Source organism: Pseudoalteromonas sp. NGC95, assembly GCF_015864705.1.
Classification (GTDB): Bacteria; Pseudomonadota; Gammaproteobacteria; order Enterobacterales; family Alteromonadaceae; genus Pseudoalteromonas; species Pseudoalteromonas arctica.
On sequence record NZ_JADYWR010000009.1, the window covers coordinates 132,380 to 146,237 of the forward strand.

Annotated in this window: 14 protein-coding genes; 4 read left to right on the top strand and 10 right to left on the bottom strand. The window is 38.9% G+C overall.

Going from position 1 to position 13,858, the window contains the following annotated elements; translation table 11 throughout:
- Positions 1-13: 13 nt before the first annotated feature.
- From ispH to murJ, 6 genes are all read right to left on the bottom strand, one after another.
- Positions 14-943 carry a 4-hydroxy-3-methylbut-2-enyl diphosphate reductase gene (ispH, locus tag I6E70_RS10470; RefSeq protein WP_007581370.1) on the bottom strand — a complete coding sequence of 310 codons (930 nt, stop codon included), beginning with the start codon at positions 941-943 and terminating at the stop codon, positions 14-16.
- Positions 943-1,383 carry an FKBP-type peptidyl-prolyl cis-trans isomerase gene (gene fkpB, locus I6E70_RS10475; RefSeq protein ID WP_002958231.1) on the bottom strand — a complete coding sequence of 147 codons (441 nt, stop codon included), beginning with the start codon at positions 1,381-1,383 and terminating at the stop codon, positions 943-945. The genes ispH and fkpB overlap by 1 nt, the downstream gene beginning before the upstream one ends.
- Entirely contained in the window at positions 1,380-1,880 is a 501-nt protein-coding gene (lspA, locus tag I6E70_RS10480; RefSeq protein WP_007376920.1) for a signal peptidase II, read from the bottom strand. The genes fkpB and lspA overlap by 4 nt, the downstream gene beginning before the upstream one ends.
- Positions 1,881-1,892: 12 nt before the next feature.
- Positions 1,893-4,721 (bottom strand): isoleucine--tRNA ligase, encoded by a 2,829-nt coding sequence (ileS, locus tag I6E70_RS10485; protein ID WP_197188658.1) that lies wholly within the window; start codon positions 4,719-4,721, stop codon positions 1,893-1,895.
- 5 nt (positions 4,722-4,726) lie between these two features.
- The gene (gene ribF, locus I6E70_RS10490; RefSeq protein ID WP_197101517.1) at positions 4,727-5,677 is read right to left on the bottom strand and encodes a bifunctional riboflavin kinase/FAD synthetase; all 951 of its coding nucleotides are present in this window, start codon (positions 5,675-5,677) and stop codon (positions 4,727-4,729) included.
- Between the two features lie 84 nt (positions 5,678-5,761).
- Complete coding sequence (murJ, locus tag I6E70_RS10495; RefSeq protein WP_033012718.1) at positions 5,762-7,300, bottom strand: murein biosynthesis integral membrane protein MurJ; 1,539 nt, start codon at positions 7,298-7,300, stop codon at positions 5,762-5,764.
- Positions 7,301-7,595: 295 nt separating this feature from the next.
- Between murJ and rpsT the strand changes: the two genes are divergently transcribed.
- A complete protein-coding gene (gene rpsT / locus I6E70_RS10500; RefSeq protein WP_002958225.1) occupies positions 7,596-7,856 on the top strand; it encodes a 30S ribosomal protein S20 in 261 nt (86 codons plus the stop codon).
- A 75-nt stretch (positions 7,857-7,931) separates the two neighbouring features.
- Here the strand turns inward: rpsT and I6E70_RS10505 are convergent, their stop codons facing one another.
- On the bottom strand, positions 7,932-8,315 hold the full coding sequence (locus I6E70_RS10505) for a response regulator (protein ID WP_002958224.1): 384 nt from the start codon (positions 8,313-8,315) through the stop codon (positions 7,932-7,934).
- A 113-nt stretch (positions 8,316-8,428) separates the two neighbouring features.
- On the opposite strand from I6E70_RS10505, the gene I6E70_RS10510 reads away from it, so the two are divergent.
- Together I6E70_RS10510 and I6E70_RS10515 are read left to right on the top strand one after the other, a co-directional pair.
- A complete protein-coding gene (locus I6E70_RS10510) occupies positions 8,429-8,872 on the top strand; it encodes a hypothetical protein (RefSeq protein ID WP_121954439.1) in 444 nt (147 codons plus the stop codon).
- A gap of 106 nt (positions 8,873-8,978) precedes the next feature.
- On the top strand, positions 8,979-9,224 hold the full coding sequence (locus tag I6E70_RS10515) for a hypothetical protein (protein WP_002958222.1): 246 nt from the start codon (positions 8,979-8,981) through the stop codon (positions 9,222-9,224).
- A gap of 204 nt (positions 9,225-9,428) precedes the next feature.
- Here I6E70_RS10515 and I6E70_RS10520 read toward each other — a convergent pair whose 3' ends face one another.
- Both I6E70_RS10520 and I6E70_RS10525 read right to left on the bottom strand, forming a co-directional pair.
- Positions 9,429-9,575, bottom strand: coding sequence for a hypothetical protein (locus tag I6E70_RS10520; RefSeq protein WP_010555113.1), 147 nt, complete (start codon positions 9,573-9,575; stop codon positions 9,429-9,431).
- Between the two features lie 97 nt (positions 9,576-9,672).
- Positions 9,673-10,593 (bottom strand): 2-hydroxyacid dehydrogenase, encoded by a 921-nt coding sequence (locus tag I6E70_RS10525; RefSeq protein ID WP_197188659.1) that lies wholly within the window; start codon positions 10,591-10,593, stop codon positions 9,673-9,675.
- 129 nt (positions 10,594-10,722) lie between these two features.
- On the opposite strand from I6E70_RS10525, the gene I6E70_RS10530 reads away from it, so the two are divergent.
- Positions 10,723-12,429: a GNAT family N-acyltransferase gene (locus I6E70_RS10530; protein ID WP_197188660.1), complete on the top strand. Its 1,707-nt coding sequence runs from the start codon at positions 10,723-10,725 to the stop codon at positions 12,427-12,429.
- Between the two features lie 47 nt (positions 12,430-12,476).
- On the opposite strand, the gene dapE is transcribed toward I6E70_RS10530, so the two are convergent.
- Positions 12,477-13,661, bottom strand: a complete 1,185-nt coding sequence (gene dapE, locus I6E70_RS10535) for a succinyl-diaminopimelate desuccinylase (RefSeq protein WP_197188661.1) — start codon at positions 13,659-13,661, stop codon at positions 12,477-12,479.
- Positions 13,662-13,858: the final 197 nt, after the last annotated feature.

Sequence of the window (13,858 nt, forward strand, 5' to 3'; positions counted from 1 at the left end):
TAATATATTTAAATTAACGTAGCTCTACAGGAACAGCAAATACTATATTTTCTACTTCACCTGGGTTCTCAACAACCTGTGTGCCACCAAGCTCTTTTAATCGGCTTATTACTTGTTGTACAAGTACTTCTGGCGCAGATGCTCCCGCAGTTACGCCAACTGATTTAGAGCCTGAAACCCACTGCTCTTGTACATCAGTTGCGTCATCAATTAAATAAGCAACTGTGCCCATTTTATCTGCAAGTTCACGTAAGCGATTAGAGTTAGAGCTATTTTTAGCGCCAACAACTAATAGCACATCAACTTTATCAGCTAAGTCACGAACAGCGTCTTGACGATTTTGCGTTGCATAACAAATGTCATCTTTACGTGGTCCGTCAATTGATGGAAACTTATTGCGCAGTGCGTCAATAACATCTGCTGTGTCATCAACTGAGAGTGTTGTTTGGCTGCAATAAAAAAGATTTTCAGCATTTTTTACATTAAGCGCAACAACATCATCAACAGTTTCAACAAGATAAATGCCACCGGCTGAGTTATCATATTGTCCCATTGTTCCCTCTACTTCAGGGTGGCCATGGTGCCCAATTAAAATACACTCAATACCTTTACGACTCGCACGTGTAACTTCCATATGTACTTTAGTAACAAGCGGACACGTTGCATCAAATACTTTTAAATCACGACGTTTAGCCTCTGAGCGAACAGCTTGCGAAACACCATGTGCACTAAAAATAACAATGCTGTCGTCAGGTACTTGATCAAGCTCTTCAACAAATACCGCACCACGACTTTTTAATCCATCAACCACATAGCGGTTATGTACTACTTCGTGGCGCACATAAATTGGCTTTTCAAAAATATCTAGGGCGCGCTCAACAATACTAATAGCACGGTCAACACCAGCGCAAAAGCCGCGTGGATTAGCTAGTAATATTTCCATTAACCTTCCACCTCAATAATATCAACTTCAAACGTTAAACGTTGGCCAGATAAAGGGTGATTAAAATCAATCGTTACCGACTCACCTTGCACTTCGCGAACTAATCCAGGAAGCTCAGTACCGTCTGGTTGAGTAAACGCAATAATTGCACCTACTTTGGCTGGTGTTTCTGGGCCAAATTTACTACGGTCAACGTAGTAAATATTATCTGGATTTGGCTGACCAAACGCATCTTCAGGTTCTAATTCAAACGTTTTACTTTCGCCTGCAGTTAAACCTAATAAACACTTTTCGAAGTTTGCCGTTAAACTGCCATCGCCCATTGTTAATTTAGCAGGTTTGTTGTGCACCTTGGTAGAATCGGCGGCAGAGCCATCTTCTAATTTAATAGAAAAATGGAAAATAACTTGCGAATTTTCACCAATTACAGCTTGGCTCATGCTTTATGCTCCTTCGGACTCTCGCCGGTAAAGGCATCAAATAACAATAATGCTGCGCCAATACAAATAGCGCAATCAGCAATATTAAATACAGGAAAATGTGAGTCTTTATAAAATACGTGAATAAAGTCGATTACATAACCATACGCAATACGATCGTATAAATTACCAATAGCGCCTGCAAGTACCAGTGCATAAGCACCGCATAGTACTTTGTTTGTTGCAGGTAAGCGTTTTAGCCACCACACAAGCAAAGCACTAATAGCAATGGCAATCGCACTTAAAAACCAACGCTGCCAACCACCCGCTTCACTTAAAAAGCTATAAGCAGCACCATAGTTATGCACATAAGTAATACTAAAAACAGGGAGTAAGTTTATCGACTCTTGATAAGCCATAGTCCCTACAACAAGTGTTTTACTGGCAAAGTCTATTACTAGTAGTAATAGACTCAACCAAAGCCACACTAAACCACTTTTTTGGGCTAGTTTGCTCACTAAGAATAACTCCTAAGCGAATTGACGCTTTTCGCCTTCGCCGTCAACATTACTTACACAACGACCACAAATTTCAGGATGAGCAGGGTTAACACCTACATCTTCACTGTAATGCCAACAACGCTCACATTTAGCAGCATCTGTTGCAGCAACACTAATGAATAAACCTTCAATTTCGGTAGTTTGTGTATCAGCTGGCTGACTATCAACTTCAGAAACATTTACGGCCGATGTTAATAATACAAAACGCAGTTCATCACCAAGCGCATTTAATTTAGCGGCAAGCTCTTTACCAGTAAATAAATTAACCGTTGCTTGAAGCGTTGCACCAATGACTTCTTCTTTACGTGCAGCTTCTAATAAGCGGTTTACTTCGTCGCGTACTGTTAGAATTTCTAACCAGTCATCGTTACTAAATTGGCTATTTGTTGGCGCTTGTAAGCCATCATACCAAACAGATGTAAATACGTAGTCACTACGCTCACCCGGTAAAGCTTCCCAAATTTCTTGTGCGGTAAAGCTCATAATAGGTGCCATCCAACGCGTCATTGCTTCTGCAATATGATAAAGCGCTGTTTGACAAGAACGACGTGCATGGCTGTCACTCTTAGCTGTGTACTGACGATCTTTAATAACGTCTAAATAGAACGAACCAAGCTCACCCGTACAGAAGTTCATTAGCTTTTGCGTTACTAATAGCATTTGGTAGCTATCGTATGCGGCTAAAATTTCGTCTTGCAACTGAGCAGCACGACCAACAATCCACTTATCAAGCTCAACCATATCATCAACAGCAACTTGATCAGTTTTTGGATCAAAACCATTTAGGTTAGCTAGTAAGTAACGGCTAGTGTTACGAATACGGCGGTAGCGATCGGCAGAGCGCTTAAATATTTCATCCGACACAGTCATTTCTGCCGTGTAATCGGTAGAGGCAACCCATAAACGTAGAATGTCGGCACCTAGTTTATTCATCACATTTTGTGGTGAAATAACATTGCCTAGTGACTTAGACATTTTTCGGCCGTTTTCATCAACAGTAAAACCATGAGTCAATACTTGGCGGTATGGCGCATGACCATTAATAGCCACTGATGTCATCATTGATGACATAAACCAACCACGGTGTTGATCAGAACCTTCAAGGTATAAATCAGCTGGACCAACCAAGTCTTCACGTACGTCTACAACACATGCGTGTGAAACACCTGAGTCAAACCATACATCTAGCGTATCTTGCACTTTCATGTATTGCTTGGCATCTTCTTCACCAAGTAATGTAGCAGGGTCTAAATCGTACCATGCCTGAATACCAGATTTTTCAACTAACTGTGCAGCTTGCTCAATGAGTTCTTGAGTATTTGGATGAAGTGCACCGGTATCTTTATCTGCAAACAATGCAATTGGCACACCCCAAGTACGTTGGCGAGATATACACCAATCTGGGCGGCTTTCAACCATGTTCGAAATACGGCTTTCGCCCCACTCTGGCAACCACTGCGTGTTTTTAATTTCTTTTAAAGAATCTTCACGCAAGTTAGCCTGATCCATACTTACAAACCATTGTGGTGTAGCACGGAAAATAATCGGTGTTTTATGGCGCCAACAATGTGGGTAACTATGAGTTATAGCATGATGATGCATTAATGCACCGTGCTCTTTTAATACTTCAATTACGCTCGCATTTGCTTTAAATACATGCTGACCTGCAAAAAGTTCAGTATCTGGTAAATAAACGCCATTAGCGCCAACAGGGTTAGCTACTTCAAGGTTGTAATTTAAACCCGCCACGAAATCTTCTTGACCATGCCCTGGTGCTGTATGTACAACACCGGTACCTGAGTCAGTCGTTACGTGTTCTGCAACAATCACTGGTACATTAAAATCATAAAAAGGATGGGCTACTTGTAAGTTTTCAAGTGCAGCACCTTTTACATAACCTAATACGTGGAAGTGATTAAAACCAAAGCGGTCCATTGCATCTTTAACAAGCTCAGAGCCTAAAATTAGACGTTGTTGTACGCCTTCATCTTCAACCTGCACCAATGCATATTCTAAATCGGCATGCACAGCTACTGCGCGGTTTGCTGGAAGCGTCCACGGTGTTGTTGTCCAAATAACAGTACCAACACTGCCTTCACCTTTATGACCATCAGCCAAATCAAATGCACTTACAACAGCATCTTGATCAACAAATGTAAAACGTACATCAATCGCTGGTGATTGCTTATCTTGGTATTCAACTTCAGCTTCTGCTAATGCAGAACCACAATCTGTACACCAATGCACAGGCTTAGCACCTTTATGCAAATGACCTTTTTCAATAATACGACCAAGTACACGAATTGCATTCGCTTCAAAGTCAAAGTTCATTGTTAAGTAAGGCTTATCCCAATCTGCAAATACGCCTAAACGTTTAAAATCAACTTTTTGACCTTCAACTTGTTTTTTAGCGTATGCACGGCATTTTTCACGAAACTCGCTCGCGGTTACTTTTACGCCCGGCTTGCCTACTTTTTTCTCAACCATTAACTCGATTGGTAAACCATGACAATCCCAACCTGGGACTAATGGTGAATCAAAGTCAGATAATGTTTTAGACTTAACAATAATGTCTTTTAATATTTTATTAACTGAGTGGCCTAAATGGATGTCGCCATTTGCATACGGAGGGCCGTCATGCAAAATAAAGGTCTTTTTACCTTTCTTAGCGCTGCGAATTTGACCGTACAGGTCGTCTTCATACCATGCTTTAAGCATTTTTGGTTCACGTTGTGCCAAATTGCCACGCATTGGAAACGGTGTTTCCGGTAAGTTCAAAGTATGTTTATAGTCGCTCATTTATCCTACATTCCGTCTCTATCGGCTACCTGATTTAAACCAAAACACTGCTTAGCGGCAGCAACATCAGTTGCTATTTGCGCCGTTAATTGTGTTAATGTCTCGAATTTTTTTTCGTTGCGAAGTTTTTTTATTAACTCCACATGCATAAATTGTCCGTAAATATCCTGTGCAAAATCAAAAAGATGAACTTCTAATAATGCACGAGTTCCATTAAATGTCGGCTTATTGCCTACATTTGCAACTCCAAAAATCTGTTTTCCTGCAATCGTTGCTTGCACTGCAAACACCCCGTTGACAGGACACACTTGGCGTTTTAGGGCAATATTTGCCGTTCTAAAACCGAGTTCACGTCCTCTTTTCCAGCCGTGTATAACACGCCCAGAAATAGCATAATCGTGACCAAGCATTGTTTTAGCACTTGCTAAGTCACCAGATGCCAAAGCATCTCGTATTAAAGTGCTGCTTACTCTAGCATTTAATTGACGAAAACTCGCGGTGCTTTTTACGTCCATGCCCGCTTGCTTGCCCATGCTAGCAAGTAAGTCAAAGTTACCTTGGCGCTGCTTTCCAAACTTAAAATCATCGCCAACAGTGAGAGCTTTAACACCTAACTTTTTAATCAAAATATCATTAACAAATTGCTCAGCATGCATGTTTGCAAATTGCTGATTAAAGCTAATGCAAATAACTCGCTCAATACCTAAATCACTAAGCAAACGTAGCTTATCTCGTAAGCGCGTTAGCCGTGCTGGGGCATTTTTTTTAGCAAAAAATTCTTGTGGCTGGGGTTCAAATAGCATTACAGTGCTAGACAAACTATGCGCTTTAGCATCAGTAAGTAAGCCTTTTAGTACTTCTGCGTGGCCTAAATGAACACCGTCAAAATTACCAATAGTTAACACACAACCAAAGTGGTGTGGGCGAATATTGTGTATACCTCTAATTAACTCCATGCCACCTAATGCCTTGTTTAGCGAGCTATTAATTACGACTAAAAATTAATTAAAGCCGCAGAGTTGCCGATTATAATCTTTTTTTTAGTTTGATTCAGTAATTGCTACACTTTTTATCGTATTTAGTCTAACGCCCATCAAAAATAGCATTGCAAAGTAACTAATACCTGCCAAAGCCACGAGTGCTATTAATAAGACCACCTGCTGTGTAAAAGCCCATGTAGCCCAGTAATAGTAACTGCTCACAAACCATGTAACAGCTCCCATAACCATACTTGCAACAACACATTTAAGTGTAAAGCGCATACTCATTGATGAAAACTGATACACATTTTCTTTTTTAAGCTGCCTATACAGCAAAAATGCATTACAACTAGCCGATAGCGAAGTAGCGAGTGCTAATCCTAAATAACCAATAAAAGGAGCCAGCATAATATTAAATACCATATTCAACACTAAGGTAATAATACCAATACGCACCGGCGTTTTTGTGTCTTGGCGAGCATAAAAGCCAGGAGCAAGTACTTTAATCAGCATAAAGCTTACAAGCCCTACTGAATATGCGACTACGCCTAAACTTACTGCTTTAACATGATCAACACTATCTTCTTTAAACGCACCATGGTCGAACAATACGGTGATAATAAGCGGGCTGATGATCATTAGACCTATCATTGCTGGTAGGCCTAAAAATATAACAAAACGCACCCCCCAGTCGAGAGTATGCTGAAAGTCACTACTTTTTTTACTGCTATGTAACCTAGAGAGCGCCGGTAAAATAACTGTCGCAATACCAATACCAAATAAGCCCAACGGAAATTCAATTAAACGGTCTGAATAATAAAGCCATGCAATCGAGCCTGTCATCAGTAATGAAGCAATCATGGTATCAAGCAACAAATTAATTTGGCTAATAGATACGCCAAACAAAGCAGGAAGCATAAGTTTACGTACTTTTTTTACGTTTTCGTCTTGCCATGCCCAGCGTGGACGCGCCAACATTTTTGCACGGTATAAAAATGGAAGTTGAAACAATAACTGCACAACGCCACCAATAAATACGCCAATTGCGAGTGAATAAGCCCCAACACTAAATTTATCATGTAAAAAAATTGCACATGTAATGATAGAAACATTGAGTAAAACAGGTGTAAATGCAGCAACAGCAAAACGGTTATATACGTTCATTACCGCACCACTAAGCGCAACTAAGCTTACAAAAAACAAATAAGGGAATGTAAATTTAAGTAATGAACTTGCAAGTTCAAACTTTTCGGCATTGGGTCCGCCCTGCCACCAATCTATAAACCAACCGGTGCCAAACAATGCTGCAATAACGGGTGAAGCAACAACACCTATAATAGTGACAATCAGTAAAATGGTTCCTAATGTGCCTGCTGCTTGTGCAACAAAAAGTCTGACCTTGTCGTCGCCTTGCTGTTCTTTAATTTCACTCAGCACAGGTACAAATGCTTGTGCGAAGGCACCTTCTGCAAATAAACGACGTAAAAAATTAGGAATACGGTTAGCAAATAAAAAAACATCAGCCGCCGCACTTGCGCCTAATAAATTGGCAACAACAGCATCTCGAACGAGCCCTAAAATACGCGATATCATAGTCATACAACTAACAATCATACCGGAGCGAAATAAACCTTTTGACACCTTAAACCTACTCAAAAATCCTCAAGATAAGCGATTATGCCACAGTCTTTTTTATAAATCGCTTTAAAGCACTAGGCTGGGGGTCTGTGCTTTGTTACAATGTCGGTATTAACTGCTAAAGCGGCAAATTGATGCTCGTTATATGGTGCAGTTTTTCTTGGATTGTTAAATTTAAATTGACATCCATGATAGAAACAGGCATATTCCACGGCCTTTAATTTAAGCTTTATTTTAAGATTGTTAGGAGCAAACCTTGGCTAACATCAAGTCTGCAAAAAAACGCGCTATCACAAGCGAAAAAAACCGTCAGCACAACGCAAGCCGTCGTTCAATGATGCGCACTTACTTCAAAAAAGTAATTGTTGCTATTGAAGCGGGCGATAAAGAAGCTGCACAGCAAGCTTTTTCTGTTGCTACACCTATCCTAGACCGTTACGCAACTAAGGGTCTAATTCACAAAAACAAAGCAGCTCGTCATAAGAGCCGTATAGCAGCTAAGATTAAAGCTCTATAATTTGTTTTTGATAGAATATAAAAAACCGGCTTTTGCCGGTTTTTTTTTGTTTAAATTTTAAATGTACTTACTTTATTAGACATTTTCTAAATCTGGATAAAACTTCTTAAGCATTGCCGCTATTTTTTTAGGTGTAAATGGCTTTACTACAAACCCTTTAGCGCCTTTATCAATTGCATCCTTAACATTCTCAATACCTGAATGTGCCGACACCATAACCACATTTGTCTCTGGGCTTAATTCATTGATTTGTGCAATCAAATCTTTACCATCACCGTCTGGCAATTCAATGTCTAAAAAAATGATATTATAATTTGCAGCTTGGCACTCACTAATACATTGTGAGGCAGTAGATGCTTCCTTTACGTTATCTATCCCTAAGTGCATGAGCGTTTGGCTCAAAAAACTACGCACTGTGCTAACGTCATCTACAATTAAAATTGATAGCTGCGTATTCATCTTTATTCCTCGTAGGCTATAAGCTAACTTTAAGTTATCATAATAATTAGCTTAGTATATAAATTTACTCATTTAATTATAGAGACCTACGGAAAAAAGGCCAGATTTGCTTTATGTCTAAAACCCCAAATAAACAATCGTTGCTAGGTAAAGCACCGGCAAGAAAAAAAACAGCGCAAAAAAGAAAACCTCAGCGTTCTACTCAGCGCCCTTCACCTAGCGAGTTAAATTCCAGTGCAAAGAATGATATAAGCCAAAAAACAACGCAAAAAAAAGGACTGTTTATATCACTCGCTGTCGTTGCTGTAATAATTTTAGCTTTTCCAAAACCTACCTTACTCACCTATAAAAAATTAGGGATGGTAAGTGAGAGTGTTTACTGGCCCGGATTCTTTGGCAAGGGGGCTACTTTGATTGATTCAAACCTACACCCCACCTATGATTCTAGCCGTGAGTCCCTTTATTTATGCAGTGACTTACAAAAACCGCAGAGCTGCCAAAAGTATCAAGTAATTGCTGATAATGGTTTATTTTCAGCAATCGGTAGCTACTTTTAGCATTAAAAAAACTAATCTGAAAATTTAAAATTACTTGGTTGAAAGGTGCGCAAAAGATCAACATAATGGCGCTCCTTTTTTCAACAACTGAACTATTGAAACGACCATGCTAAACGAGCTAGATTGGCTTTTAAATACTACACTACTTGCACTAGGTTTAGGTGCATTCTTTATTAACCAGATAACACTGCTGCGCGTTGCCGCCATTAGTGCGTGTGGTTTATTATTCTTATCATTTAGCTTAGATCTTATGTCGTCGAGTGTTATTTCAAATATGAGTTTAGTGTTGATCAATACTTTTTACTTGTTTAAAGTTTATACATTTGGGCAATTTAATGTAACCCAAAGTTAACAACTTTTCCCTAGAATATTTAATAGCCCAGCATTGCTGGGCTTTTTTTTGTTAAGAATTTAAAAATATTAAAAAGCACTTTCAATCAAGATGAAAATTAGAGCTTCAGGGGCGCACAAGCACTACTGTGAAAATAATGCTTGTGTACTGCTAAAAAGAGTCACGAGAAGAAACACGAAAACAGAGGAATACATAGTAAGTAGGCTAGTCCGCTATTGTTAACTCGCTTTGGGTTTGTATTTTAGAAGGAGTATCCTCTGCATTAGCCTGATTAAACCAAGCTGAAACACCAAGTATAATAATTGAAATAATAACTAGGCTTAATTTAACGCCACTTTGACTCGATTTCATAACACCCTCTTTGTATTTTTTATTAGTGAGAATACCTTTTACACTAATGAAAATTACAAATGTTAACAAGCTGTTTTTTAAACTAATTAGCTATCAGCTAATAACCTTTAGTTCTATCTATTGGATTATTAAGTACTAACCCCTTATTCAAGCATTCAATATTATCGGCTATTTGCTCTATAACACTATTTAAATCAGAAATCGCCGCGCAATGTGGTGTAAGCGTTATTTTGGGGTTTCCCCAGTAAGGGTGATTCGACGCTAAAGGTTCTTGATCAAATACGTCGAGTGTAGCTGCGCGTAAGCTATCGTTATTTAATGCACTTAGTAAGTCTTGCTGAACAACATGAGCACCGCGTGCCACATTAATAACAACAGCATGTTTAGGTAGCTTTGCGAGCATTGAGTGATTAATAATGCCTGTCGTTGCTTGCGTAAGGGGTAATAGACATACAAGGTAGTCAACATCAGAAAGCATACTATTGAGGCCTTCCTCGCCATAAAAAATTTCGACATTAGTCGCGCTTTTATTACTTTGCGCCCAGGCACTTACCTTAAAGCCATTATTTATAAGCTTTTGCGCGCATGCTTTACCTAATTCACCAAACCCAAGTATGCCGACATGTTTATTACTATGCGCCCGCTTTGGCTCCCATGTTTGCTGTGTTTGTTTAATGTAATACTCTTTTAAACGTAACTTTTGAGCTAACACATGTGTCAGTACATATTCCGCCATATCTTCAGCTAGTTGCATGTCAACAATACGTACTACTTCAACACTTTCGTCGAGTAATGTTAAATCGATACTGTCTACGCCAGCACCAAATGACGACACAGCCTTTAAGTTAGGTAGCTGTGGCCACATAGATTCTGGCGCTTTCCACGCAAGTACAAAATCCACATCATGTGCGTTTTTGCAATCAGGCCATTGCTCTATCAGCGTATTTGGTAATCGCTCTTGTAACTTCGTTATTAGTTTTGTGTTGTCACGCCCAGTTATAGCCACCAATACCGACATAAATTCTCCTAACAATACACAGTTTATAAGTTAGCACTTTAAAAAGTCACACTACTGCAAAGTAACTGTCACACCCTTTTTTTAATCTTACATGTATGGCGAATAGGCCAAACGGAATATGAGGTTAATATGATAAGTGTTGATAAAGTAATTGCTGCAAACTTACCACAACTAGAGAACTCTCCAAAAGTAAAAGGTTTAGTAAAAAAAGGCCTAGGCTACTTATTACATGAACAAGAGTTTGTTGCTTTTGGTGATGCCTACCCTCACCTACAAGGATTAGAATTTGTTGAACAAGTGCTCGATGAACTCAATTTTGATACGCGCTATAAACCTAAGCAGATAGAACATATTCCTAATGAGGGTAAACTTGTTATCGTTGCTAACCACCCTATTGGTTCATTAGATGCTTTAGCACTGATTAAAGTACTTTCAACTGTAAGACAGGATTTAAAAGTAGTGGCAAACCGCATGTTGATGTCGGTTACTCCAATGCACTCACTTTTACTCCCCGTAGATAACTTATCAGGCATGAGTAAGAAACAAGAGCTTAGTAATATACAAAACCATTTAAAGGATGAAGGCGCATTACTTATATTTCCGGCAGGAGAAGTATCGCGATTAGGGCCAACAGGTATTAAAGACTGCAAATGGAATAGTGGCTTTTTACGTATGGCAAAAAAAGCTAACTGCCCTATTTTACCTATTTATATTAAAGCCAAAAACAGTCCACTTTTTTATGGCACATCAATGATTTATAAACCTTTGGCAAGTTTACTATTAGTGGCCGAAATGTTTAAGCAGCGCCAAAAATCTTTAGAGTTTGAGATTGGCGCCTCTATCCCTCCTGAATCTTACTTAATAGAAAATCTTAAAGATAAAGAAGTTGTAAACCTCATCCGTAAACAGCTTTATAGGCTTACAACAAAAAAAGCTCTGCCGCTAAAAACACAAACACCTATCGCTGTTCCCGAGTGCAGAAAAGAGCTAAAAAAAGCAGTTGAGCAATGTAAGCTTCTTGGTAAAACGCAAGACGGTATGCATATTCATCTATACCAATATGCAGGTAGCTCACCTATTTTTAGAGAGTTAGGGCGTCTGAGAGAAATAGCATTTAGAGCAGTCGGTGAAGGTAGTGGTAAGCGTCGTGATATAGATAAATACGATATGGATTACCAACACCTTGTACTATGGGACCCAATGCAGCTAGAGCTGGTAGGTGCTTATCGATTAGCCTGTGCACAACAGATAATACAAAAACATGGCCGCGAAGGTTTGTATACTGATAGCTTATTTTCTTATACCGACGCTATGACGCCCTATCTAAAACAAGGAATTGAGCTTGGTAGAAGCTTTGTACAGCCTAAATATTGGGGGCGTAAGAGCCTAGACTATTTATGGTATGGCATTGGCGCTTTTATAAAAAGCTATCCACAGTACAGATACTTGTTTGGTGCTGTAAGTGTATCAAATGCTCTACCCGAGCAAGCAAAAGCCATGCTCGTTTATTACTATCAGCATTACTATAAAAGTGGTATTGAATTAGCTACGCCTAATAATGAATTTAAATTAACTGAGCAACAGCTAACCCAGTGCAATACTCTTTTTTGCGGCAATGACGTAAAAGAAGATTTTGTAGAGTTAAAGCATGTGTTAGCTAATATGGGGGCTCAAGTCCCTACTTTATTTAAACAATACACTGAACTTTGTAAACCAGGTGGCGTGCAATTTTTAAGCTTTAGTATTGATCCCGATTTTAATAATTGTATTGATGGATTGGTATTGGTCGATCTTGAAAATGTAAAAGAAAACAAAGCCAAACGTTATTTGGAATAACCAATAATAAGAGAGTGCTTTATATTTATAAAGTACTCGATTTATATTTAATTATTTATAAATATCTGCTCTAGTAAAGTTGTATAAATAGCTTCAATTTTAAGTAAATCACTAATAGATACGTGTTCATTAGCTTGATGAATCGTATTGTTTCGCACACCACATTCAATAACTTGAGTATGGGGGCTGGCAAAAAATCGTCCATCTGATGTCCCTCCATTTGTACTTAGTAATGGGTAACTTGAGGTGTTTTTGTAAATAGCCTGCTCAATATGAGTAAGTAAACTCCAACCCGTATTATGGCTTGTATAATAAGGCTCGCATGGGCGTTCCCACTCAATTGTAAAATGCTCAGCAAACTTGTTTAGGGTATTCATTAATTGCGTTTTAACTGCTGTGCTACTGTAACCGTGGCTATAACGTACATTAAATGTAATCTCACAATGACTTGGCACTAAATTATCGACCACATTATTTATGTTAATTCCAGTCACTTGCAGTGTGGTTTTTGAGCTAGCCACATCGAGTAACCAAATCTGATCACTCAAGCTATTTACTATTTTTGCAGCAATATGAGCAGCATTGAGTGTGTTTTGAGGATAAGCTACATGACCTGCCTTACCAGTAACTAAAATCCGAGCTGAAAGCGCACCACGACGGCCATTCTTAACCGTATCGCCAACTTGTGCCACACTTGATGGCTCCCCTACAATACAGCCATCTAATACAACACCTTGCTTCGCAAGCTTATTAACTATTTCTTGAGAACCAAATTCAGCTTCTCCCTCTTCATCTGACGTGATAAGCCAGTAAAGTGTCCCTGCTTTAGCGGATTCACTATTAATTAACTTTTTTGTGGCGCTAAGCATGGCGGCAACACCCCCTTTCATATCGGCCGCCCCTCTACCGTATATTGCATCATTGCGCACTCGCCCTTCAAAAGGAGGACTTAACCAACCGCTACTTGTTGCTGGTACTACATCAATGTGCCCTGAAAAAGCAACACATGGGCCATCTTTGAATTTTATGCAGGCAATTAAATTGGTTACACCATTTATAGTAAATTGCTCGCAACTTAAACCTAAATCCACCAATTTATCTGCAAGCCAATCAATTGCACCCGCTTGGTTAGGGGTTACTGATTCAAAGCGAATTAGTGTTTGTAAGTGCTCTACAACTTCTTTTTGAATATCCGTTGTTTTTGATTTTTTTTCGAATGCTTCTAAAAACATGTTAAACACACTTTATTATTTAATGTGCCTTTATTAAAACGTGAGTTTATGACTAAGCGATGTCAGCCTTAATACATTCATATGACTGTTGATGAAATAAATATGTCAATCTTTTCAAAAGCAGAACGACGCTAAATTTAATCTAAATCAATAAAGCATTCCACAAGGTTAAAATGTTTTTTAAACTTTGATCTAGA